The organism is Chryseobacterium gambrini, from assembly GCF_027920505.1.
Lineage (GTDB): Bacteria > Bacteroidota > Bacteroidia > Flavobacteriales > Weeksellaceae > Chryseobacterium > Chryseobacterium gambrini.
On the sequence record NZ_CP115857.1, the window covers coordinates 548,789 to 572,608 of the forward strand.

Genomic DNA, 23,820 nt, shown 5'->3' on the forward strand with positions numbered 1-23,820 from the left:
TAAATCTAATAAAAAGTAATTTTAGAAAATGGAAAAGAAAGAAATGTTGTACGAAGGTAAGGCAAAACAGGTTTTTGCAACCGATAATCCTAATGAAGTAGTGGTACGTTTCAAAGACGATGCTACAGCATTTAATGCTCAGAAAAGAGGATCTGTAGATCTTAAAGGAGAGATGAACAACGCGATCACGACTCTTATTTTTGAATATCTGAATGAAAAAGGGATTAAGACTCATTTCATTAAACAACTGAACGAAAGAGAGCAGTTGGTAAGAAAAGTATCCATCATTCCTTTGGAAATGGTAGTAAGAAACTATTCGGCAGGAAGCATGGCGCAGAGACTGGGAGTGGAAGAAGGAATTAAATCTCCGGTTACCATCTTCGATATCTGCTACAAAAAAGACGAATTGGGAGATCCGCTAATTAACGATCACCACGCAGTATTCTTAGGAGCTGCAACGTATGAGGAGCTTGATGAAATGTATGAATTAACTTCAGACATCAACGAAATCTTAATCGATCTTTTCGATAAAATGAACATCATCTTAGTGGATTTCAAAATTGAATTAGGAAAAACTGCAGACGGCGAGATCATCCTTGCAGACGAAATTTCTCCGGATACCTGCAGACTTTGGGACAAAGATACGATGAAGAAGCTGGATAAGGACAGATTCAGAAGAGATCTTGGTGAAGTTACCGAAGCTTACGTTGAGATCTATAACAGACTGAAAACGGTACTTGCTAAATAATTACTAGGGCAGAAGCCAGAAGTTTATCTGAATACGCAATGGTTTTGTTGTGAATTTCAGACTTCGAGCTCCCGGCTTCCACCATCAAAATTTAGAAAAAATAGAAATGAAAAGTTTAGACATTCATAAAAGTGAATATTTAAAACAATTTGAAACCCAAACCTACGGAAGAAATCTCTTTAGAACACAGGAAGAAGAAAGATTAGACGCTCCGAACGAGGAGTGCGGAATCTTCGGAATGTATTCTGATAACGATTTGGATACGTTTTCTCTTTCACAGTTCGGTCTTTTTGCATTACAGCACAGAGGTCAGGAAGCTTGTGGTATTTCTGTTCTTAAAAACGGGAAAATTACCAATATGAAAGATGAAGGTCTGGTTTTGGATGTTTATAAAGAGATCAACGATCCTGAAACTTTTATGGGAAATTCTGCGATCGGACACACGCGTTATACGACTGCAGGAGACAAAAAGAAATATAATTTTCAGCCGTTTTTCGCGAAAAACGAATACGACCAGATTATCCTTTCCATTGCACACAACGGTAACTTAACCAATGCCAAAGAACTGAAAACAGAACTGGAAGCGGAAGGGGTTGTGTTCAGAGCAACGTCCGATTCTGAGGTTATTTTAAGATTGATTCAGAAAAATCTTGATTTAGGACTTCGCGGAGCCATTAAAGCAACCATGGAGAAAATTGAAGGTGCTTATTCGGTTGTCGGGATGACGAGAAATAAATTCTTCGCATTCCGTGATTTCAACGGAATCCGTCCTTTGGTTTTGGGAGCAATTAATGAAAATTCTTACGTGGTAGCTTCAGAATCTGTGGCTTTAGATGCAGTAGGAGCGCAGTATGTGCGTGATATTTTACCGGGAGAAATTATTTATACCAATGAAAACGAACCCGGAAAACTTCATTCTTACATGGTAGATGAAGAAAAAGGAAAGCAGAGAATCTGTTCTTTTGAATATATTTATTTTGCAAGACCCGATTCTACTTTAGAAAATATTAATGTGTACGAAATCAGGGAAAAATCTGGAGAAAAAATCTGGCATCAGGCTCCTGTGGAAGCAGATGTTGTAATTGGAGTTCCGGATTCCGGAGTTCCGGCTGCCATTGGTTTTTCCAAGGCTTCGGGAATTCCTTTCCGTCCGGTTTTAATTAAAAACAGATACATCGGAAGAAGTTTCATTGTACCGACTCAGGAAATGAGAGAAAGAGTAGTGAACCTGAAATTAAATCCGATTATTTCCGAGATTAAAGATAAAAGAGTCGTGATTATTGATGATTCCATTGTACGTGGAACCACTTCAAAAAGACTCGTTAAAATTCTTAAAGATGCAGGCGTGAAGGAAATTCATTTCAGAAGCGTTTCTCCGCCGATTATCGCTCCTTGTTATCTGGGAATCGATACGCCGTCGAAAGACGATCTGATTTCTGCCAATATGTCTACGGAAGAACTTAGAGATTACTTAGGAGTAGATTCTCTTGAATTTTTAAGCGTTGAAAATCTGAAAGAAATTTTAGGCTCTGCCAATCACTGTTTCGGGTGTTTCACGGAAGAATATCCTGTAGGAAAAGGAGAGGAGGTAGAATTATTCAATTAAAATATTCCTGAAAAAAGAAAAATGTCAGACTTAAATTTTAAGTCTGACATTTTTTATTCTGTTTTAAATTGCTTAGAATTTATACGCTACACCAACCTGGAAAACGCCGTTTCTTACTGCGTCACCTGTATTGTTTTCTGCGATATCCGTAAGTCCTGCAACATATCTTGCCGTAATACCGAATTTCTGCTCAAAATAATAACCTGCTCCAAGACCTAAACCAAGATCAAAACCTTTGAAAGCCTGATCTACATCTACAGAACCTCCGTCACCTTTTAATTTTTGGCTGATTGCAAAACTGAACTGTGGACCAGCTTCAACATATAAATCCGGAAGAACATTGTACTGTACCATTACAGGAACTGAAATATAATCCAGATTAAGCTTTACAGAAGAATAAGTTTTGTCTTTAGCACCCATTCCGTTATACAAAACTTCCGGCTGTACGCTGAAAGAACTTGCTACAGGAATGTTTGCAAAGAAACCTCCGTAGAATCCTGCTTTTGCTTTAGAATCGTTATCGTTAATAGAAGATACGTTAAGTCCCGCTTTTACTCCGAATTTTACCGGTGAAGCTGAAGCTGCTGCTTTTTCCTGTGCAAATGATAATGTACCTGCTGTAATCGCAAGTCCTAGAAAAATCTTTTTCATAGTTTATTAATTTTTATGAATGTTTATTATTAAAGTGTTGCAAATTTAATAAAAAGAAAAAGATCAGGCCTCATGATGAAACCTGATCTTTGTTATGAAATCAAAAATTGTTTTTTATTTAAAACTTATAGTTCAGTCCTAATTGGAATGCTCTGTTTGTATTTACGTTTTTCTGAGCATCGGTTACTGCGTCAGAATTATTGTAAATGTGGGTGAGACTGTTCACATATCTCGCATTAATGCCGAGATTACGGGTAAAGTAATATCCCAGACCGACTCCAAAGCCCAGATTGAACTTTTTAATATCGTCTTTATTAATGCTTTCTGAAGCCGATAAAGTCTGTGTAGTGGTTGTTCCCGCAGTGGTTGTGGCAATAGTCTGTTCACCTTTGTTTTTACCGTCTACAAAATAACTTACTTCCGGACCTGCTTCTACGTAGAAATTGTCGGTAGGTTTCATCTGAAGCATTACCGGCACGGAAATATAATTCAGTGTAGTGCTGTAATCCTGCTTGGTTCTTACGGTTGTAGCTCCTGTGGTAACTTCCGTATCAGAAAGTACACTTTTTGCACCCATCTGGTTGTATAAAACTTCCGGTTGTAATGCAAACTTTTCAGATAATGGTACATTTACGAAAACACCTGCATTAAATCCTATTTTCTGGTTTTTGGCTGTAAGTTCCTGTTCGCTGAATTGGGAAGCGGTTGCCGCTCCTTTAATACCAAATCTTACAGGCTCCTTCATTTTCACCGGTGGGATAGCTGTTGTTTTTACTTCTTGTGCAAACACAAATACTCCTCCTGTTACTGCCATTGCTAGAAATAACTTTTTCATAATTTTACATTTAAATTTTACTACTTTTTTGTTTCCTCAAATTTTCATTCAGGTAACAGTTATTTTACAAAATGCTTGCCAAATAAAGGATTTTTAGATTTTGAAATGTTAATAATTCACAAATTTTGGAGTGAATTATTATGTGTTGAATGGTATTTTATTATCCAATCAAAAGGTCAGGCTTCATGATGAAACCTGACCTTTTTATGTATTGAAATCAAAATTGTTTTTACTGAGTCAACTTATTAGAATTTGTAAGCTAACCCAACCTGGAACGTGTTGTTTCTTGTTGCATCAGAACCGCTTGGTCTGTCTTTAGCAACGTCTGTTACACCCGCAACGTATCTTGCAGTAATACCTAAGTTATCTGTGAAATAATATCCAGCTCCTAAACCGATACCGAAGTTAAATGTGTTTAGATTATCTTTATTGATATCATCTGTATAGCTTGCTGAAGAAGTTGTTGTTCCTGAACCGTTGGTTACAGTAGTAGTTCTGTCTCCTTTATTTTTTGCGCTTACCAGGAATCCGAATTCCGGTCCTGCTTCTACGTAAAAGTTGGGAACGAAGTTATACTGGAACATTACCGGTACAGCGATGTAATCTAAATGAGTTGAATAAGACTCAACATTTCTTGTTGTTGTACCTAATGCAGTAAATTCGTCTGTGCTTTTTACTTTAGCTCCGTACTGAGAATATAAAACCTCCGGTTGAACACTGAATGAACTTGCTAAAGGAATGTTTGCAAAAACACCTGCGTTAAATCCGATTTTAGATTTTTGATCTTCAAGACTTGCATCTTTAGAAAGAGAAGCTACGTTCATCCCACCTTTGATACCAAATCTTACCGGGCTTGAAGATGAACCCGTCGTCTGAGCGAATGCTAATGAACCAGCTGTAAGTGCTACTCCTAAAATTAACTTTTTCATAACTTTAATTTTTTAATTTTTACTATTTCTAATTTTAAATTTTACTACTGTCAATTTTTTCGTTTGACGGAGAGTATCTTTCAAATTGCTTGCCAAAAAACAGATTATGATAAATGTCATAGAAAAATCCGCCTGTAAAAACAAACGGATTTTATTTTAATATTTTGATTTTCAGAAATTTAATTTTTCAATTAAACATTTGTTTAGAAATAATCTAAATTCTGAATTATACTGAAAATAAGTTAGATTTTTATTAGAATTTTCAAAAATTAAAGAGAAACATCATTCAGTTTTCTGTAAAAATCTAAAGAAGCCGTGATGTTTTTCAGGCTGCACTGATGATCGAAATTACACGCCCCGATTCCGGTAATCAACGAGAAATTGATCTTGCTGTCTGTATTTTTTTTATCGTTCAGCAAAAGATCAAAAATAGCTTCGTCTTTAAAATCGCTGATATCAAGGTAAGGATAATATTTTTGAATGCTTTCGATAATAAGTGTAGTGTCTTCTTCAGAAATTAAACCTTCAAGATAAGCAAGATGCGCTTCCGTAATCATTCCCATCGCCACAGCTTCGCCGTGAAGAATAGGATTTCCCTGGCTTAAACATAAACTTTCAACGGCATGACCGATCGTATGACCAAAATTCAGTGTTTTCCTGATGTTTTTTTCGTGAAAATCTTCCTGAACAACATTCTGTTTAATATCCATCGACGTCTGAATATGGGGAATTACGCCTTCAATATCCAGGTTATTAATTTGGGTGAGATTTTCCCAGTGAGATTTATCGGCAATTAATCCGTGTTTCAGCATTTCGGCAAATCCGCTTCTTAATTCTTTGAAGGGTAATGTTTCCAAAAATTTAGGATAGACAAAGATTTTCTCAGGAAAAGTAAAAGTTCCCACCATATTTTTATAATGCATCAGATCGATCCCTGTTTTTCCCCCGATAGAAGCATCACACATCGATAAAAGCGTCGTCGGAATATTAATAAACTGTATTCCTCTTTTATAAGTAGACGCTACAAAACCTCCCATATCCGTAATGACGCCGCCTCCGAGATTAATAACCAGAGCTTTTCGGTCTGCCTGCATTTCCGTAAGAATTTCCCAAAGCTGGTTTGCCGTTTGTATATTTTTCATTTCTTCATAAGCTTCAATCTCCAGAATTTCAAAGCCAAGATCTGTTTCCATATTTCCTAAAAGGATGGGAAGACAATATTCATGTGTATTTTCATCAACCAGAATAAAGATTTTGCTGAAAGATTTTTCGTGTAAGAAGTCGTTTAATTGAGAAAAATTATCGTTTAATATTGTTATCATTTTCAGATTTTCTGTAGGGTTAAATGTAAAACTATATTGCAAAGTTATGATTCTTAATTTTTAACTCGTTATTAAATATACTATCTTTGCAGAAATTTTTAGAATGAGCAGAGATAATAATAATTCAGAACGACCAAAGAGACCAAGAATTTCAACTAAGAAAAATTCTGATAATTCTCGTGCTTCCAGATCTGGAAATTCTTCAGAATCAAAACCTTTTAAAAAATCTTTCCCGAAAGCAGGAGAGAGAAATTCAGACTCAAGGAAAAGTGGTGGCACCAGTTACCAGGACCGAATGGATAAGAAATTCGGAAAAACTGAAAAAGAGCCTTTCATAACGAGTTCAGGTGAAGAAAAAAAATCTTTCGGCAAATCTGCCCCAAAAAGAGGAGGAAGCAGACCCAATACTTTTGATACGAGAGATAAATACGAAAGAGGAAGCCTGAAATACGGAAGAAGACCCGGAACAGAAAACAGAGAGGATAAAAATAAATCTTTTGTACAGAAAAGAAGACTGTCTAAAATTGAGAAGGATGTACATAAAGACACCATCCGTCTGAATAAATACATCGCCAATTCCGGAATCTGCAGCAGGAGAGAAGCCGATGAGCTGATTACGCAAGGTCTGGTGGAAGTAAACGGAAAAGTGGTAACGGAAATGGGATATCAGGTTCAGAAAACGGATAAAGTGGTTTTCGACGGACAGAATATTACACCCGAAAAGCCGGTTTACGTTCTTCTTAACAAACCAAAAGGGTATATTTCTACCACAAAAGACGACAAAGCCAGAAAAACAGTAATGGATCTTGTAGCGAACGCTTCACCGTACAGAGTTTTTCCGGTAGGAAGATTAGACCGTTCTACAACCGGAGTTATTCTTTTAACGAACGACGGCCATATGACGAAAAAACTGACGCACCCGTCTTTTGATGCAAAGAAAATTTATCATGTAACATTGGATAAAAAGCTTACACACGAGGATATGAAGCTTATTGCGGAAGGAATCCGTCTGGATGAAGGAGTTGCTGAAGTAGATCAGATTTCGTTCATCGAAGGGAAACCGAAAAATGAAGTGGGAATCGAAATTCACATCGGATGGAACCGTGTTATCAGAAGAATTTTCCAGAGATTAGGATATGAAGTGGAAGCCTTAGACCGAGTAATGTTTGCCGGATTAACGAAGAAAAACATTAAAAGAGGGCACTGGAGAATCCTTACAGAACAGGAAGTAAATAATCTTAAAATGCTTTAATTTTGAAGTAGATTTTAAGCTAAAAATAAAAAGACGCTGAATTTTTTTTTCAGCGTCTTTTTTTGCTTTAACACGAATATCACAATGAGTTTGTTTAAACTTTTTTATCAATAAAATATTCTTGTTGGAAAGCGCAAAGACGCAAGATTTTTATTAGTTTTCAATCTTTAAGGCGCAAGAAAATCAAAGATTTTCAACAAGGATTAATGCTTAATTTTATCGTATATAAAAATCTTTGCGCCTTAAGAAAAGACAGTATTAAAGAATATTTTGAGTCTTTGCGATAGTTATATTAAAGTTATTTAAAGTAAAATGGTAGAAAACTCTATAGAGTTTTATCTGTGTAGACACCATATTCTCAAAGCATTCTGCGTTCCGTAGGAACGCTATCTTTAGAAATTTATCATATTTAAGATATCAATCCTATGGATTGATTGACGGATTTATTCTTATTTCTACAGAGATTCTGCTCCTAAAGGAGCAAACTCTTTTACTTTAAATAACTTCATTATTAAGTTTAATATTAAATTGTGCTATCTGTGAAAAAGCATCAGTGCAATTTGTGTTTAAAAACTATCCCAAAACCGTAACCCCTTTCTGAATCATATCATAAATGGCATCTCTTCCGTTATCCGGCTTTACATTTACGGCACGTGTTCCGTTGAAGTGAAGACAGGTTACATAACCATTGGCTACTGCATCGGTACAGGTATATTTTACGCAGTAATCCATAGCAAGACCTACGATTTCCACCAACTGGATGTCGTGATATTTTAAAAAATCGTCCAGACCTGTCTTCATGAAATGATTATTGTCCTGAAAACCGCTATAGCTGTCGATTTCTACATTTTTACCCTTTTGTACGATGTGGGTTACTTTCTCTCTGTTAAGATCTTTATGGAATTCTGCCCCGAAAGTTCCCTGAATACAGTGATCCGGCCACATAAACTGCGGAACCCCGTTTAAAATAATGCTTTCGCCTACTTTTCTGCCATTATTGCTGGCAAAACTTTTATGATCTGCAGGATGCCAATCCTGGGTAAGTACTATCTGATCGTATTCGTTTTCTTCCATCAGAGCATTGATGTAAGGAATTACTTCATTAGCTCCCGGAACTGCCAAAGCTCCGCCTTCACAAAAATCATTCTGCACATCTACGATTATTAACGCTTTTTTCATATTTAAAATCTCGAAATTTTTGATAAATCTACGAATTCTTAGCTTCAAAAAATTGTCCAAAGCAGAATTATCGGACAAATCGGCATTTCGTTTAATAATTTTTTGACAGAGGATTGATTTATTTTTGGTAATCGCAAAGTTGCTACCTGTTTTTAACAGTTATGTCGTTTTTAGTGGCAAAAACATCAATAATTTTCAACTGTTTTTATCGTAGATAAATCCTTGTGTGTTTGGGATTGCCAACAAATAAGCGTAAAACCAAATTCTAATAACTTATCTTTGCAAAAATTAAATTTTTTATGTCATTTGAGTCTTTAGGATTATCACACAATATTATTCGTTCGGTTAAAAAACTGGGGTATCTGAAACCTTTCCCCATTCAAGAGCAGGCTGTTCCCGTTATTTTGCAGGGAAAAGATCTGATGGGAATTGCACAGACCGGTTCGGGAAAGACGGCTTGTTTTGTGATGCCTATTTTAGAAAAACTACAAAACACGGAGGTTAAAAAAGACCGTAACGTTCAGGTTCTTATATTAGTTCCTACCCGTGAACTGGCGATTCAGATTGATGAGGTTTTCAGGGCTTTTACAGACAATTTAAAGCGTGAAGTTCGTACCATGGCAGTTTATGGCGGTGTTTCCATCAATCCGCAGATGAAAGGATTATTCGGGGTTGAAGTTCTCATCGCTACGCCCGGTCGTTTATTGGATCTGATCGATCATAATGCGTTGAGCATTTCCGGAATTCAGCATCTGGTGATTGATGAGGCGGATAAAATGTTTCAATTAGGCTTTGGTGAAGAAATGAATAAGCTTTTCGCAATGATGCCTGTTGCCAGACAGACAACTTTGTTTTCTGCCACTTTGAATGATAAAGTTTCTGAGATGAAAGAGCGTTTATCCATCAATCCGACGATTGTTGAGATTAAAAAAGAAGATGTTGAAATAGACAATATCGAACAGTTGGCTTATCATGTGGCTCCGGAAAATAAAGGTCCGTTTTTACGCTATTTAATCAAAGAGAAAAAGGTGGAGAAAGCTTTGATTTTCGTCTCTTCAACAAGGGCAGCAGATAATCTGGTTGAAAAATTAAAGAAAAACAAAATAAAAGCAGTTGCCATTCACAGTCAGAAATCGCAGGGAGCACGAAGAAATAATCTGGAAGAATTTAAATCGAACGGAGCTCAGATTTTGGTTGCAACAGACCTGATCGGTCGTGGAATCCACATAGAATCTTTACCATGCGTCATTAACTACGAATTGCCGCGTTCGCCTTTGGATTACATTCACAGAATCGGAAGAACAGGACGTGCCAATGAAAAAGGAACGGCGATTACTATTTTAACGGATGACGAATTGCAGCATTTCCGCGTAATCCAAAAGAAAATGGGAAGGAAAGTAACTCTGCAGAGAACGGAGGATGTTAATCTGCACGGTTATTAATAAAATACAGGGCTTCAATTTTAAAATTGAGGCTTTTTTTATTTAAACACAAAAGCGAATGACAAAGCTAAGTTCAAGAACAATAAAAAGTGCTCAAAAGTAAAAGATCAAAGATTTTTAAAAAATGTTGTGCTCTTTTCTTCTTACGCTTGTTAACTTTTAATAAAGACCCAAATCTTTTGTCTTATTTGTCATTTTGAGCGCAACGAAGTGAAGCCGAAAAATCTCAAATCACAACGTTTTAAGAGATTCTTCATTGTATAATGCTGCGAAAAATTCCATTTAGAATGACAGAGGGATTTTACTGCAAAAGATCGCATAAGAAGAAAATCAAAGATTTTCATTGGTTAATTCTTTTTCATATTCAGTTTTCTTTAAATTTTAATAAATTTACAAAAACTAATATTCAAAAAAAGTCTGAACAATAATTTCAGACAAATCGGCATTTTATGAAAGAATTTACCATTGTTCGCGGATTGTTGGATAACCGGAAAAGATCATTAACTATTGACGATATTTTTATAAAGTTTGAAAATAAAGATCAAAACAATGATTTATTTACGATTATTAACAAGGAAGATATTGCCGGAATTCGCTATGGTATTCATTTTATAAGAGGTTTGAAGTTTTATACTGGCAGAGAATATTTAATTTTTATCCAAAATAAATCGGGAAGGGAACTTAAAATTAATTTCAAGCTTTTTTACAGAAGAAAATTATCCGAAAAGCATCAGTTATATTGCGATATTATTGATGAATTGTGGGATAAATTTATTCGAGATATTACAAGTAATTATTATTTAAAATTCAAGAATAATGAAAAATTCAGTGTTTCAGGAATTGAAATTGCTGAAGACAGAATCAGATTCAATAAGACAGAAATTTTGTTTGAAGATCTGGAATTAAAACAATATCACCATCATTTTATGATTTTCTCAAGAGAGGACAATTATAAAAACAAAATGTTATACTACTTAAAAGATAAAGACGCTGTTATTCTGTTTAGCGTATTAAAAACTATAATTAAAGATGAGCAACTTAGAACAAAAGAAATTTCCCATAGGTCAGTTTAAACAGCCTGAAAATATTTGCGACATAACGCTTGATGAATATATTAAAGTTATTAAAGATTTTCCGGGAAGACTGAAAAATCTGATTGAAGATTTCAGCGACGATCAGCTCGATACCCAATACAGAGAAGGTGGATGGACGGTAAGACAGGTGGTTAATCATCTTGCGGACAGTCATATCAACAGTTTTATGCGCCTGAAACTCGCTCTTACGGAAGAAAACCCTACGATAAGACCTTATGACGAAGCAAAATGGGCAGAACTTCAGGACAGCCAGAATATTTCAGTAAAACCCGCCATGAGAATGCTGAAAGGAACTCACCAGAGATGGACGGCTCTGTTAAAAAGCATGACTAACAAACAGTTTGAAAGAACTTTTCATCATCCGGAACACAATAAAAACTATAATCTGAGAAGTTATCTTGCGTTGTACGCATGGCACTGTAATCATCATTTTGCGCACATCGAAAATCTGAAGAAAGAAAAAGGTTGGTAAAGAAAAGTCTCCATAATCCTGAAGATTTTAAGGAAATTATAAACAGGATTTCCTGCCTGAAAGAAAATTCGCCAAAAAAATGGGGGAAAATGAATGTCAGTCAGATGATGAGACATTGCAGTGATGTACTTTTAGTGCCACAGAAAAAGGTAATACTTCCTTCGATACATAGTGTTTTTCGGTGGATAGGAATTGCCACAAAAATAGAAATGCAAATTTTTAACAACGGAATTCCCCGAAATATGCCGACTTTTCAAAAACTTATTGTTAATTTTGAGTGTGATTTTGATGCAGAAAAAAAGAACCTTCTGAAAACACTTTGCGATTACCGCCATCATTTTGAAAACGGAAATTTACCCCGTCATCATGAGCTTTTCGGACGGATGAAAGAAAAAGACTGGGGATTTTTAGAGTATAAACATCTGGATCATCACTTAAAACAATTTGGGACATGAGTTTTTTTGATAAAATATTTGGCGGAAAAGGAGAGGCAACGGAACAGAAATCATTCTGGAAAAAGATAGAATCCGAGGAAGATCTTCAGAAAGCCGTTGAAAGTTCTTTTCAGCACAGGATTGCAATATTCAAGCATTCAACAAGTTGCTTCATCAGCAAAACCGTATTGAAAAATTTTGAAAAAGAAATAGAAAATCTGGATCAGAAAATAGATTTATATTACTTAGATTTGCTGGCTCACAGACCGATTTCCAATAAGATTGCAGAAGATTTGGGAGTAACGCACCAAAGTCCGCAACTCATTGTAATAGAAAACGGAAAAGCCATTAATAACGCTTCACACCAGAGTATATCGGTAGACCAAATTATATAATGACGAATATCAATAATTATTTAGCAAGAGTTTTAAATGTTCCTTTAGAAAAAGTGAATATGTGCAGTCTGCATTATGAAGTGAAAAAAGTGCAGAAAAATCAGTTTCTTTTACAATACGGGGAAGTCTGCAGATATATTTATTTTGTAGAAAAAGGACTTTTGAAAATGTATTCCATCGATAAAAACGGGAAAGAGCATATCATTCAGTTTGCGCCGGAAAGCTGGCTTACTTCAGACCGAAGCAGTCTTTATTTTAATGAAAAATCTGTTTACTATATTGAAGCCGTAGAAGATTCGGAAGTGCTTCTGCTGCATCCGGATTTCATCAATAAACTGATCGGAGAATTCCCCGACAGCCTCGAAAAAAGTGATATTCTTCTTCAGAAACATATTAAAAGTCTTCAGGACAGAATCAATTCCCTTCTTGCAGAAACTGCGGAAGAACGATATATGAAGTTCATCAAAATGTATCCGGATTTACTTTTGAGGGTTCCACAGTGGATGATCGCCTCTTATCTTGGCATTACTCCGGAAAGTCTGAGCCGCGTTAGAAAAGAACTCGCAAGGAAAAACTTCGTTCCGGACAGCAAATAATCTTTTGAATAAATTTATTTAGAATTAAAATTGGTTTAAGCCTATTTAATAATTAATTTCATATAATTCTCAGATTTTCATTTGAGTATCAATTTTTCTTATGACCAAGGTCATAAACACTTAACATAATATTATCCTACTTTTGAAAGATCACACCACTTAAAATATAATATTATGAAATGTATCCTGTCAATTGCCCCTCTTGGGCTTCTGGTATGGAGTTGTCAGAAAAAAGAAAACTCAACAACTTCCGATTCCGGCTATGATTCTGCCACGATAACGGATTCTTCTGTTAATGCAACCACAACAATGTCTAATGATTCCATTCCTTTGGCAGACAGTACAACGGTACGTTCCACAGGAAAGAATGCAGACAGTACAAAAACGGCAAAATAAATTTCACATAATTAAATGAAAAACCCGTTTTCAGTTTAAGAAGCGGGTTTAACTTGAGTAACGAATTTTTATTCAGAAGACAATATTTTTTATCGAGTATTCTTAAATCGTAAATAAATTTTGGGTGCGATTTTTGCATATATAAAATGTATTTCCAATTTTATTTCTACTGAGAATGCTTTATAATTAAAGAAATATTAAAAATAATTTATATGATTATTAAAGAAGAAATTTTGCATTCGGTAGGAGCCAATATCAAAGACTACAAACCTTCGGAAAACAGATTTATTGAAGGAAGCCATCCCAATTATTATCATCACCTCATCAGAGGAAAGGTTAAACTCAGCACCGTTTACGAGACAACAGATGGCTGATCTTACCGGAAACTGCCATCCAAACGAGTAAGCTCATGAGAGAAAACAGACTGTAAAAATCAGAAAACGGAAAATATTGTATTAAATATAGAATTTGTGGTCTTTTTTTTGTAGAAGAATTGTTAAAATTCTAAAAATATGAAAACTATAAGCTGCATGAATATTGATCCTGAATTATTATATACATTCGGAGCAGAAGATAGATTTTATAAAGCAAAGGAAATTATCTATAATGAAGGAGACAATGCCTTTTATTACTATCAGATTGTAAAAGGAAAAGTAAAGCAGAACAGCTATAATGAAGAAGGCAAAGAGTTTATCCATAATATTTTAGGAGAAAAACAAAGCTTTGGAGATCCCATGCTTTTTTTAGAAAAATTCTACGTGATGAATGCAATATGCATGACGGATGTAGAAATCATAAGGCTAACAAAGAAAAATTTTATGGACCTTTTGGAAAAAAATCCGAAAATTTCTCTGGAAATGAATTCCTGCCTTTCACAAAGATTGTATTTTAAAGCGATCATGCTGCAGAATATGTCTTCCCAGAATCCTGCTGTAAGGCTGAAAGGTCTGCTGGATTATCTTAAAAGTTATCATGAAGGAGACTGCGAACAGTGTTTTCATGTAGATCTTACAAGACAGCAGATTGCCAATCTTACCGGATTACGCGTAGAAACGGTGATCAGAACCCTTAAAAAAATGGAAAAAGAAGGCAGTTTAAAAATAGAAAGCCGAAAAATTTTATATTAATCAGATCAATATGACTGAAGTCATAAAAACGACACATTTTCAGTTGTAGATTTATTATCTGTTTCACTTACATTACTTTGGATATTTACAGATCACACTTTCAAAGCGGATCTTGTAAATACTTTAAATCAAATTCAACATAAGAAAATAGCAGGAGCCTGAACTTTATCCGATCAGGATTCGGGGGAATGTTTAACTCATAATACTCTTCCGGATTACCTCTTTATTTATGACTATGCAGAGAGGTAATCTTTAATGAACATCAAACACCAAAAAAATCATGGTAGGCAAAACCACAGATAATAAAGATAAAAGTAACGCCGCAGATTCTTCATCTGAAAAAAGCAAACAGACAGAAAAAAATGCTGTGAATGAAAATGAAATGGAGAATTCTTCGCTTCACAGATTCTTTATTTCAGCAATAAATGATATTTATTTTGCTGAAAATGCACTGATGGATGCTTCAGACCAAATGAAAAAGGAAGAACTAAAAGAAACTTCTAAAGATACACACAAGCCATCTTGAAAAAGATAAACCACAAAATAGTAAAATTATGAAAGACAAAAAAACGACGAATGATAAGCTGGATCAGCTCGCGTCGCACACCACATCAAATGACGATACAAAACTTACAACCAATCAGGGACTTAAAATAAATGATAACCAGAATTCCCTTACAGCAGGAGAAAGAGGAGCCACTTTACTGGAAGATTTTATTCTGAGAGAAAAGATCACTCATTTTGATCACGAAAGAATTCCTGAAAGAATTGTTCATGCACGCGGATCAGCAGCGCATGGCGTTTTTAGGCTGAAAAAAAGCCTTAAAAAATATACAAAAGCTAAATTTTTAACAGAAACAGACAGAGAAACGCCGGTTTTCGTAAGATTTTCTACCGTTGCAGGAAGCAAAGGAAGTACAGATTTAGCTCGGGACGTAAGAGGCTTTGCCATAAAATTTTACACAGAAGAAGGAAACTACGATCTCGTAGGAAACAATATACCTGTTTTTTTTATTCAGGATGCCATTAAATTTCCGGATCTTGTACATGCCGTAAAGCCGGAACCGCACAACGAAATTCCACAGGCAGCTTCTGCGCATGATACCTTCTGGGATTTTATTTCTCTGATGCCCGAAAGTATGCACATGATTATGTGGGTAATGAGTGACAGAGCAATCCCGAGAAGTTTCAGCAGAATGGAAGGTTTTGGCGTTCATACCTTCAGATTTATTAATGATGAAGGAAAAGCCCATTTCGTAAAATTTCATTTCAAGCCAAAACTAGGCGTTCATTCCGTAGCCTGGGACGAAGCACAGAAAATTTCAGGAGTAGATCCGGATTTTCACAAAAGAGATCTTTGGGAATCTATCGAAAGCGGTAATTTTCCGGAATGGGATTTCGGAGTACAATTAATTCCCGAAGAAGACGAAGATAAATTTGATTTTGATCTTCTCGATCCTACGAAAATTATTCCTGAAGAAGAAGTTCCGGTAGAGATTTTCGGGACCTTAACATTAAACAGAAATCCGGATAATTTCTTTGCAGAAACAGAGCAGGTGGCTTTTCATCCGGGACATCTGGTTCCGGGGATCGATTTTTCCAACGATCCTCTTTTGCAGGGAAGGCTATTTTCCTACACAGATACACAGCTTTCAAGATTAGGTTCGCCCAATTTCCATGAAATTCCGATCAACAGATCTGTAAATACCGTTCACAACAACCAGCGCGACGGACACATGAGACAGCAGATCGTAAAAGGAAAAGTAAGCTACGAACCCAATTCTATCGGAGGAGGATGTCCTTTTCAGGCAATGATGTCGGAAGGTGGTTTTACTTCACATCAGGAAAGAGTTTCAGGGACAAAAATAAGAGCCAGAAGCGAAAGTTTTGTAGATCATTACTCACAGGCAAAATTATTTTACAGCAGCCAGTCCGATTATGAAAAAACACACCTTCAGAACGCCCTGATTTTTGAACTGTCGAAAGTTACCATTCCGGAAATTCGGGAAAGAGTAGTCGGACAGCTTAATTTTATTGATAAATCTCTGGCGCAGACCGTTGCTTCAAAAGTTGGCGTTGAGGTAAAAGAACTGGAATTTCCAAACAAGAGTCTTCCGGCAGACAGCAACCCTGCAGATCTGCAAAGTGAAGAAAGAGAAGCCCATACAAGAGCTTCTGAAGCCCTGAGTATGGCAAATACTGTAAAAAATACAATTCAGGGAAGAAAAATAGGCTTTATTGTTGCTTATGGAGCAGATTTTGGCATTATAAATGATTTAAAAAATAAACTGGAAGATCAGAATGCAGTTGTAGAAATTATCGCACCAAGTTTGGCTCCGGTAAAGACAGATAAAGGAGATGCTTTAACACCGAAACATTCTCTTACAAGCACGGCAAGTGTATGTTTTGATGCCTTGTTTGTCGGAGCGGGAGAAGAGGCAGCCAAAGAGCTTATGAACGCAGAAAACAAACACAAAGTTTTGCATTTCATCAATGAAGCATATCAACACTGCAAAGCAATTTATTTTGGAGAAGGCACAGAAGCAATTTATAAAAGCAGCAATGTCGCAGTGAAAAAGCATGAAGATCCTGCCATTGTAAACTGGGAAGATTCTGATCCCGACCATAAATTTACGGAAGCCATTGCCAACCACAGAGTATGGGAGCTTGAAGCTGAAAGAAATGCATAATAAATTTTGATCTGCACAGACAGAAATTTTATACACACCACAACCACTTAAAATATTAAAGATTATGGAATTTCAAAAAAACCTCTTAGATTACATCAGTCAGTCGCTCATTACCGCTGATGAAACCATTTCTGTGGTAGAGAGCGTTACCTCCGGCTGTTTACAGCTTGCCTTTTCACAAATGCCCAATGCATCATTGTTTTATAAAGGCGGAATGACCACCTACACTTTACCCGAAAAAGTAAGACTGCTGAACGTAGATCAGGCCGAAGCCGAAGAATGCGACTGCGTTTCGGAAAATATCGCAGAAACAATGGCTTTAAATGTCGCCAAATTTTTCGAATCCGACTGGTCTATTGCGACAACGGGATATTGTACACCGATCCGTAATTCCTCGTATAAGATTTTTGCCTACTTTTCTTTCTCGTACAAAGGAGAAATTGTACTGACTAAAAAACTGGAGCTTCACCCGAAAACACAGGCACTGAATGCTCAGTTGTACTATACCGAATTTATTTTAGGCTGTTTTAAAAGTGAAATCAACCAGCTTTTAATTTTAAAATGATGAGGGAATTGAAATTAGACAGTAAAACCGTTCTTATCACCGGAGCCGACAGCGGAATCGGAAAAGCTGTAGCCCTGCTTTTTGCTGAAGAAGGCGCAGATATTGCGATCATTTATCATTCGGATGAAAAAAATGCTCGCGAAGCAAAGTCAGAAATTGAAAATCTGGACAGAAAATGCTCTGTTTTCAAAGGGGATATTAATGATTATGAATTTTGTGAAGAGGTAACCTCAAAAGTAATTTCAGAATTCGGAAAAATCGATATTCTTGTGAATAATGCAGGAATTCAGTTTCCTTCGAAAAATATTGAAGAGCTGGAAGAAAAAAATATCCGGACAACATTCAATTCAAATATCATCGGAATGATTTTGTTAACCAAAGTTGTATTTCCGTATCTGAAAGAGGGGAGTTCCATTATTAATACGACTTCGGCAGCGGCGTATCAGGGACATCCAGAACTTTTGGATTATTCAGCAACCAAAGGAGCCATTGTTTCCTTTACAAGATCTTTGGCGCTACAGGCAAAACCAAAAGGAATCCGCGTGAATGCAGTAGCTCCGGGACCGGTAACAACGCCTTTAACAGAAGAAACTTTTGATGAAGAGGAAGAAGACCCGGACAAACCTCCTTTCGAAAGAAACGCTACACCGGAAGAAGTTGCCACCAGTTTTCTTTTCTTGGCAAGTGAAGACGCAGCACAGCTTACCGGACAGGTTTTTCATCCCAACGGAGGAATTGTTGTTAACGGATAACTTTGCCTTATTCTATAAATTAGCTTTAGCCCGCACATTTGTGCGGGTTATTTTTATTTAGCTTGGATAAGAATTAAGATTAATTTTAAATGTCTAAACCACCTTCTCTACAATTCACTTATCTTTGATAGGAGATACGGATCAATTTTTTGATCATTAAAATCCTTTATCTTATGAGAAAATTCTGTACAGGATTATTTTTATTGGTTAGCAGTTTTCAATGGATCTGCGCTCAGGAAACAGACAGTCTGCAGTTTAAAGATAATGCAGATTCTGCAATGGTTCTGAAAAGTCTGCCTGAAGATAAGACCCATCAGTTCAGCTATGAAAAGCTGATCGTTCCTGCGGTACTTATTTCCTACGGAATTGCCAGTCTGAGTATTGACGAACTAAAAACACTGAATTCTTCCACGCAATATGAAATAAGCGAACATAAACCGGATCATATTAAACTGGATAATTATACACAGTTTGCTCCCGCAGTTTTGGTTTACGGACTGAATGCCTTCGGAGTGAAAGGAAAACATAATTTCAGGGAAAGAAGCATTATCTACGGAACTTCCATGATGATCACTTCTGCCATCACCATTCCGCTGAAACACGCCGTAAAAGAAGAAAGACCGGATCATTCCAACAGGCTTTCTTTTCCTTCGGGGCATACAGCTATTGCATTTGCATCGGCGCAGTTTATGTTCAGGGAATATAAAGACCACAATCTTTTGCTGGGAATTTCAGGATATTCTCTGGCGGTTTTTACAGGAGTGTACAGAATGCTGAACGATAAACACTGGTTCGGAGACGTAATCGGTGGAGCAGGATTCGGGATTTTGTCTACTGAACTGGCGTACTGGCTTTATCCGAAAATCAATAAACTTTTAGGCGGAAATCCTGAAAAATCTCAGGCGATGATGATGCCTTACTATCAGAAAGGAAATGTAGGAATAGGATTTGTGAAGAATTTTTAATCATCAGACAAAACAAAAGCAGTGAATTTCTCCACTGCCTTTTATCTTAATTTTTTAGTCTGCTTAAACTTTTTATTTAACTGCAAAAGGTACTGTATTAATACACAACTATTTTTTTAATTAGTTTAAACAAATTTTTATTAGTTTAAACGGTTGCTTTTCCTTCAACGCCATCAGAATTATCGGTCGTATTGCCAGTAATGGCTGCCGCTACAAAATTGAAAAGACTCACCAGTTTTCCTGCTTTCGTGTTCCAGTAATACGTTTCTTTAGGCTCTACACGGATGATGGATACATTCGGGTCATCTTTTCCTTCCTCAAACCATGCTTTTGCCATGGGCGACCATTTGTCTTCAATTGTCGATTTGTCTTTGTAGATAGTAGCATCTCCGTAAACCGAAAGATATTCGTAATCAGAATTATTCATAAAAAACAACTGCACTCTTTTATCGTCTCTTATTTCAAAGTTTTTGTTGCTTGTATCTCCGCTGATAAACCAAAGATTTCCTTCGTCGTCGGTTTCCTGAAGTGACATCGGACGCGAATTGATCGGAAGTTTATCCAATTCTGTACAAAACATACAGATTCTTGCATTTTCAGATAATTCTTTAATTTTTTTAACCGCTTCCGTGTGGGTAAGATTTTCTGTTGACATAATATTATATTTTAGTGATTGATTTTCTATTAAAACTGAATTTTAATTACTGTTGTTTATTCAAAAACCCGACCACAATTGAAAAATTCAACATAAAAATAAAAGAAGACGGTATATTTTCAGAAGATTTTTGTTGAGCTATTTTTTCAGATAATTAATGATTCCGATCACATCATCCTTTCCAAAACCTTCATCATGAGCAGATTGATACGTTCTGATTAAAGTTTCCGACAACGGAAAATCTGCCCCTGCATTTTTAGCCAGAAGAATATCTTTCAGCATCAGATCCAAAGCAAAAGCGGGATCGTAATTTTCTTCTGTTAAAAGCGGCGTTTTTACTTTGGTAGCGCCACTTCCGCTTGCACTTTCATTAATAATTTCAAGCATATCTTTACGGTCGATTCCTAGTTTATCCGAGAACAGCACCGTTTCCGCAAGTCCCTGATAAATCGCTGAAAGGAAATAATTAACCGAAAGCTTCGCGGCAATTCCTTTTCCGTTTTCTCCCAAATGTTTAATGGTTTTTCCAAGCTTTTGCAGATAAGGTTCGGCTCTTTTAAGATCTTTTTCCTCTCCACCTGCCATAATCAGTAATGTTCCTTCAGCCGCAGGTTTCGTACTTCCGGCAACCGGAGCATCGATAAAACCGGCTTCTTTAATTTTTACCGCACTCGAAATTTCTCCCGTCATTTCCGGCGAAATCGTACTCATATCAATAAAAAGCTTTTCCGAAATATCAAGTGAAAGAATTTTCTGATAAACGTCTTTCACTGCGGCATCGTTCGTAAGCATGGTGAAAATAATATCGCTGTTTTTTACCACATCCTCAACGGTATCGCAAACAACAGATTTTTCTTTAAAATCTTCCGCTTTTTCGGGCGTTCTGTTATAAACTGACAGTGTAATTCCTGCTTTTTCTAAATTTTTTGCCATCGGATGTCCCATATTTCCTAATCCGATAAATCCTGTCTTTTCCTTCATTTTCAATAGTTTTGTTGAAAAACTTGTTTAAACTTTTTTACCGCAAAAGATGCAAAAGATTGTAACACTTTAGTTGTTTAAGTTTAATACTTAAATGGAAAAAAGAGCACATAAGTTAAAAAAAATCAAAGATTTTTTTCTCTTTGCAGACTTTTGAAACACTTAAAATAAATCCAATAAAGTCTTTTGTATCTTTTGCGGTAAAATTTAAAATTAGTTTACACAAACTTTAAATAATAATTTGAATTTTTTACTGCAAATCCTGTACAAAAATACGTTGCAGAATACATTTATTTCTTCAGAACTTTTATAATTGATAAAACTTACAGACATTTGCAAAAAATAGAGCAGTGAAGATTATAGATATGGAGAGCTGGAACAGGAAAGAGCATTTCGAATTTTTTTCTAAAATGAAAAGTCCGTATTTCGGATTTACTTCGGAAGTAGACTGTACCAAAGCTTATGATGAGGCGAAAAAGAATAACCAGTCGTTTTTTGCGGCATATCTTTACAAATCTATGATTGCCGTAAACTCTGTAGATGCGCTGAAACTGAGAATTGTAAATGATGAGGTAATTTTATATGATGAGGTTCATGTGGGAAGCACAATTGGCAGAGAAGACGGAACTTTCGGATTTTCTTTTTTTCATTTTTCTGATGATTTTGAAGTTTTTAATGAAAGACTTCAGGAACAGGTAAAAACCGTACAAAATTCTACAGGACTGGGAATCAGCAATGATGGTTTACCCGTCAATCACATCAGGCATACATCCATTCCGTGGACTTCTTTCAGCGCGCTGCTGCATCCTACGAATTTCGACCCTAAAGAATGTATTCCCAAGATAGCCTTCGGAAAATTCAGCGTAAGAGACGGGAAAAAATTTCTTCCGGTTTCCATAGAAGCGCACCACGGTTTGGCAGACGGATTACATCTTGCGCAGTATTTTGAGGAATTCCAGAAACAACTGAATCTCGGGTAAATACATTTAAAATCCCATTTTATATTTTACTTTTTCTGCATACATCTCTGAAGCGATCTTTTTTGTTGCTTTAGAATCTGCATTGTTGCGGCTGTAATTCCCATATTTCATTTTTTAATTACGGTATTGATCGTAATCATAAAAAAAGATGACAAAAACTTCTAGATTTGTTCTCAGATAATTGAAATATCAGAAACAGGATCCCGAAAAATAAGGCAACAGCAGAAATAACGTGGTATGTATGTGGTATTTTTTATTATGTAAAATTTTAATCATTTTTTCTTTCTTTGTCTTTGGTTAAAATCTTAATCGTTGTTTTTACGATATTATTTTAAGCATAAATACAGTAAGTAAAGAAAAAAGTAAGCAACAGGATGTTATTGAAACAGTAAGAATTATTCAAGACTTAAAAACACCTCAGAAAATTGGCTTCATCGGACAAAACTGAGGTAAGAGAAAGAAGAGATTTATGCTGAAGCTTGTCGGAAAAGCATCAGAAATTAGAAGAGATGAGAAAAATTATGAAAAACGAAAAAACTGAATTCAATTTAGAAGATTTAAACCAAAAGATTTTTGTACAGGACGAAATTTTAGCATTAGCAAAAGAAAATTCTCCTCGTCTGCTGAATAAATTCAGATTGGTAGAACCGGATTTTTTCAGCAGGTTATCTGCAATCCAGCCCGACCTTAAAAATTCAGAGCTTATATTTTGTATTTATTTAAAGCTTAATTTAACCACGAAGGAAATTGCAACCTACACGTTTGTAACTCCAAAGGCAATACAGAATAGGAAAAACAGACTTCGGAAAAAACTCAACATTGCTTCCGATCTGGATATTTATAAATGGTTTAATGATCTTTAAACCATTTTTTTTAAAATTCTAACACGGCTTTCTCCAGATCATGGTACAGTAAAACTTTCCAATGATTTTCAACAGCTTCTTTTTCCCATTTTATTCTTAAATTCATCGCTCTTTTTCCGTCGAAATCGCTTTTGTAAGCAAGATGATATTTGAGGTAAGACTGTTGCGGAAGATTGTCTGCGCCGTAAAAAACCGTTTTATTGCTTTCTTTAATCCAAAATACCTGCATAAACGGAGTATGACCACCGACAACTTCAAAGGAGATTTCGTCCGTAATATTTCCTCTGTCTTCATCCATCCAGACAATATTTTCGAGCTCGATCAGTTTTTCGAGGGTATCAAAATCAAAAGAATAATTTCCCCGGTTTTCCATGGCAAAAGCCAGTTCCCGTTTCTGGATATAGATTTCGGCATTCGGAAAAGCAGGTTCAAATCCATTTTCAGTTCTGGTAATCGTTGTTTCGATATGGTCTTTGTGAAGATGAGACAGCAAAACCTTGGTAATCTGATCAGGATGAATATTTTCCTTTTCCAGAATTTCTGAAATCACCGTTTTTCCTTCTTCATTTTTCCATCCGATTCCTGCATCCAGAAGAATACTATCTTTTTCTGTAACAACTAAAAAAGGAGTAACAGACATTCTGATTCCTTTTATCGTGTCTTTATTTTCTTCAGTTAAAAGGGTAAAATCTTTTGTCTTATTGGTAGAAAAATTTCCTTCTTTTAATGGTATAATTTTCATGGTGCAAATTTCTTTATTATTTGTAAAATGAAAAAATATTTTCATCAATACCTTTCATTACCAAAACCGATAAATACAGCGGACTTTTTAGCGGTAAATTAAGTATTTTTGTACCGCTGTTTTTAATCACAAAATGAACCGGAGAAAAA

27 protein-coding genes are annotated in these 23,820 nt (G+C 35.9%); 19 read left to right on the top strand and 8 right to left on the bottom strand.

Features of this window, described 5'->3' with window-relative positions; translation table 11 throughout:
- The first annotated feature begins 28 nt into the window (after positions 1-28).
- Both purC and purF read left to right on the top strand, forming a co-directional pair.
- Positions 29-748, top strand: a complete 720-nt coding sequence (gene purC / locus PFY09_RS02390; RefSeq protein WP_076390242.1) for a phosphoribosylaminoimidazolesuccinocarboxamide synthase — start codon at positions 29-31, stop codon at positions 746-748.
- A gap of 106 nt (positions 749-854) precedes the next feature.
- A complete protein-coding gene (gene purF, locus PFY09_RS02395; RefSeq protein WP_116547843.1) occupies positions 855-2,354 on the top strand; it encodes an amidophosphoribosyltransferase in 1,500 nt (499 codons plus the stop codon).
- A gap of 72 nt (positions 2,355-2,426) precedes the next feature.
- Here purF and PFY09_RS02400 read toward each other — a convergent pair whose 3' ends face one another.
- The 4 genes from PFY09_RS02400 to aroB form a co-directional block, all read right to left on the bottom strand.
- A complete protein-coding gene (locus tag PFY09_RS02400) occupies positions 2,427-3,005 on the bottom strand; it encodes a porin family protein (RefSeq protein ID WP_076390240.1) in 579 nt (192 codons plus the stop codon).
- A 118-nt stretch (positions 3,006-3,123) separates the two neighbouring features.
- Positions 3,124-3,840, bottom strand: a complete 717-nt coding sequence (locus PFY09_RS02405; protein WP_271161288.1) for a porin family protein — start codon at positions 3,838-3,840, stop codon at positions 3,124-3,126.
- A 245-nt stretch (positions 3,841-4,085) separates the two neighbouring features.
- Entirely contained in the window at positions 4,086-4,769 is a 684-nt protein-coding gene (locus tag PFY09_RS02410; RefSeq protein WP_271161289.1) for a porin family protein, read from the bottom strand.
- A gap of 269 nt (positions 4,770-5,038) precedes the next feature.
- Positions 5,039-6,091 carry a 3-dehydroquinate synthase gene (gene aroB, locus PFY09_RS02415; protein WP_271161290.1) on the bottom strand — a complete coding sequence of 351 codons (1,053 nt, stop codon included), beginning with the start codon at positions 6,089-6,091 and terminating at the stop codon, positions 5,039-5,041.
- Between the two features lie 295 nt (positions 6,092-6,386).
- Here aroB and PFY09_RS02420 point away from each other — a divergent pair, with 295 nt between their 5' ends.
- Positions 6,387-7,343, top strand: coding sequence for a pseudouridine synthase (locus PFY09_RS02420; protein WP_108411583.1), 957 nt, complete (start codon positions 6,387-6,389; stop codon positions 7,341-7,343).
- Between the two features lie 573 nt (positions 7,344-7,916).
- Here PFY09_RS02420 and pncA read toward each other — a convergent pair.
- Positions 7,917-8,522 (bottom strand): bifunctional nicotinamidase/pyrazinamidase, encoded by a 606-nt coding sequence (pncA, locus tag PFY09_RS02425; RefSeq protein ID WP_256037891.1) that lies wholly within the window; start codon positions 8,520-8,522, stop codon positions 7,917-7,919.
- A 299-nt stretch (positions 8,523-8,821) separates the two neighbouring features.
- On the opposite strand from pncA, the gene PFY09_RS02430 reads away from it, so the two are divergent.
- From PFY09_RS02430 to PFY09_RS02495, 14 genes are all read left to right on the top strand, one after another.
- Positions 8,822-9,964, top strand: coding sequence for a DEAD/DEAH box helicase (locus PFY09_RS02430; protein WP_271161291.1), 1,143 nt, complete (start codon positions 8,822-8,824; stop codon positions 9,962-9,964).
- Positions 9,965-10,413: 449 nt separating this feature from the next.
- Entirely contained in the window at positions 10,414-11,037 is a 624-nt protein-coding gene (locus PFY09_RS02435; protein WP_271161292.1) for a hypothetical protein, read from the top strand.
- A complete protein-coding gene (locus PFY09_RS02440; RefSeq protein ID WP_076390234.1) occupies positions 10,994-11,530 on the top strand; it encodes a YfiT family bacillithiol transferase in 537 nt (178 codons plus the stop codon). Before PFY09_RS02435 ends, PFY09_RS02440 begins: the two co-directional genes overlap by 44 nt.
- Positions 11,524-11,985: a DUF1569 domain-containing protein gene (locus PFY09_RS02445; RefSeq protein WP_271161293.1), complete on the top strand. Its 462-nt coding sequence runs from the start codon at positions 11,524-11,526 to the stop codon at positions 11,983-11,985. The genes PFY09_RS02440 and PFY09_RS02445 overlap by 7 nt, the downstream gene beginning before the upstream one ends.
- A complete protein-coding gene (ytxJ, locus tag PFY09_RS02450) occupies positions 11,982-12,359 on the top strand; it encodes a bacillithiol system redox-active protein YtxJ (RefSeq protein WP_076390233.1) in 378 nt (125 codons plus the stop codon). The genes PFY09_RS02445 and ytxJ overlap by 4 nt, the downstream gene beginning before the upstream one ends.
- Positions 12,359-12,955: a Crp/Fnr family transcriptional regulator gene (locus PFY09_RS02455; protein WP_076390232.1), complete on the top strand. Its 597-nt coding sequence runs from the start codon at positions 12,359-12,361 to the stop codon at positions 12,953-12,955. The genes ytxJ and PFY09_RS02455 overlap by 1 nt, the downstream gene beginning before the upstream one ends.
- Positions 12,956-13,129: 174 nt before the next feature.
- Positions 13,130-13,351, top strand: a complete 222-nt coding sequence (locus tag PFY09_RS02460) for a hypothetical protein (protein ID WP_271161294.1) — start codon at positions 13,130-13,132, stop codon at positions 13,349-13,351.
- A gap of 212 nt (positions 13,352-13,563) precedes the next feature.
- The gene (locus tag PFY09_RS02465; RefSeq protein WP_271161295.1) at positions 13,564-13,725 is read left to right on the top strand and encodes a hypothetical protein; all 162 of its coding nucleotides are present in this window, start codon (positions 13,564-13,566) and stop codon (positions 13,723-13,725) included.
- Positions 13,726-13,863: 138 nt separating this feature from the next.
- Positions 13,864-14,478 (top strand): Crp/Fnr family transcriptional regulator, encoded by a 615-nt coding sequence (locus PFY09_RS02470; RefSeq protein ID WP_271161296.1) that lies wholly within the window; start codon positions 13,864-13,866, stop codon positions 14,476-14,478.
- Positions 14,479-14,758: 280 nt separating this feature from the next.
- A complete protein-coding gene (locus PFY09_RS02475) occupies positions 14,759-15,004 on the top strand; it encodes a hypothetical protein (protein WP_271161297.1) in 246 nt (81 codons plus the stop codon).
- 28 nt (positions 15,005-15,032) lie between these two features.
- Entirely contained in the window at positions 15,033-17,168 is a 2,136-nt protein-coding gene (locus PFY09_RS02480) for a catalase (RefSeq protein ID WP_271161298.1), read from the top strand.
- Positions 17,169-17,232: 64 nt separating this feature from the next.
- Positions 17,233-17,733, top strand: coding sequence for a CinA family protein (locus tag PFY09_RS02485; protein ID WP_076390227.1), 501 nt, complete (start codon positions 17,233-17,235; stop codon positions 17,731-17,733).
- Positions 17,730-18,485, top strand: a complete 756-nt coding sequence (locus tag PFY09_RS02490) for an SDR family oxidoreductase (RefSeq protein WP_271161299.1) — start codon at positions 17,730-17,732, stop codon at positions 18,483-18,485. The genes PFY09_RS02485 and PFY09_RS02490 overlap by 4 nt, the downstream gene beginning before the upstream one ends.
- Positions 18,486-18,658: 173 nt before the next feature.
- Positions 18,659-19,450 (top strand): phosphatase PAP2 family protein, encoded by a 792-nt coding sequence (locus tag PFY09_RS02495; RefSeq protein WP_271161300.1) that lies wholly within the window; start codon positions 18,659-18,661, stop codon positions 19,448-19,450.
- 145 nt (positions 19,451-19,595) lie between these two features.
- Here the strand turns inward: PFY09_RS02495 and PFY09_RS02500 are convergent, their stop codons facing one another.
- Together PFY09_RS02500 and PFY09_RS02505 are read right to left on the bottom strand one after the other, a co-directional pair.
- The gene (locus tag PFY09_RS02500; RefSeq protein WP_084196337.1) at positions 19,596-20,105 is read right to left on the bottom strand and encodes a pyridoxamine 5'-phosphate oxidase family protein; all 510 of its coding nucleotides are present in this window, start codon (positions 20,103-20,105) and stop codon (positions 19,596-19,598) included.
- 138 nt (positions 20,106-20,243) lie between these two features.
- Positions 20,244-21,086 (bottom strand): NAD(P)-dependent oxidoreductase, encoded by an 843-nt coding sequence (locus tag PFY09_RS02505; RefSeq protein ID WP_271161301.1) that lies wholly within the window; start codon positions 21,084-21,086, stop codon positions 20,244-20,246.
- A gap of 350 nt (positions 21,087-21,436) precedes the next feature.
- Here PFY09_RS02505 and PFY09_RS02510 point away from each other — a divergent pair, with 350 nt between their 5' ends.
- Both PFY09_RS02510 and PFY09_RS02515 read left to right on the top strand, forming a co-directional pair.
- Positions 21,437-22,066 (top strand): chloramphenicol acetyltransferase, encoded by a 630-nt coding sequence (locus PFY09_RS02510; protein WP_271161302.1) that lies wholly within the window; start codon positions 21,437-21,439, stop codon positions 22,064-22,066.
- A 521-nt stretch (positions 22,067-22,587) separates the two neighbouring features.
- Positions 22,588-22,929 carry a helix-turn-helix transcriptional regulator gene (locus PFY09_RS02515; RefSeq protein WP_123906798.1) on the top strand — a complete coding sequence of 114 codons (342 nt, stop codon included), beginning with the start codon at positions 22,588-22,590 and terminating at the stop codon, positions 22,927-22,929.
- 10 nt (positions 22,930-22,939) lie between these two features.
- Here the strand turns inward: PFY09_RS02515 and PFY09_RS02520 are convergent, their stop codons facing one another.
- Positions 22,940-23,671 (bottom strand): MBL fold metallo-hydrolase, encoded by a 732-nt coding sequence (locus PFY09_RS02520; protein WP_256037877.1) that lies wholly within the window; start codon positions 23,669-23,671, stop codon positions 22,940-22,942.
- Positions 23,672-23,820 lie beyond the last annotated feature (149 nt).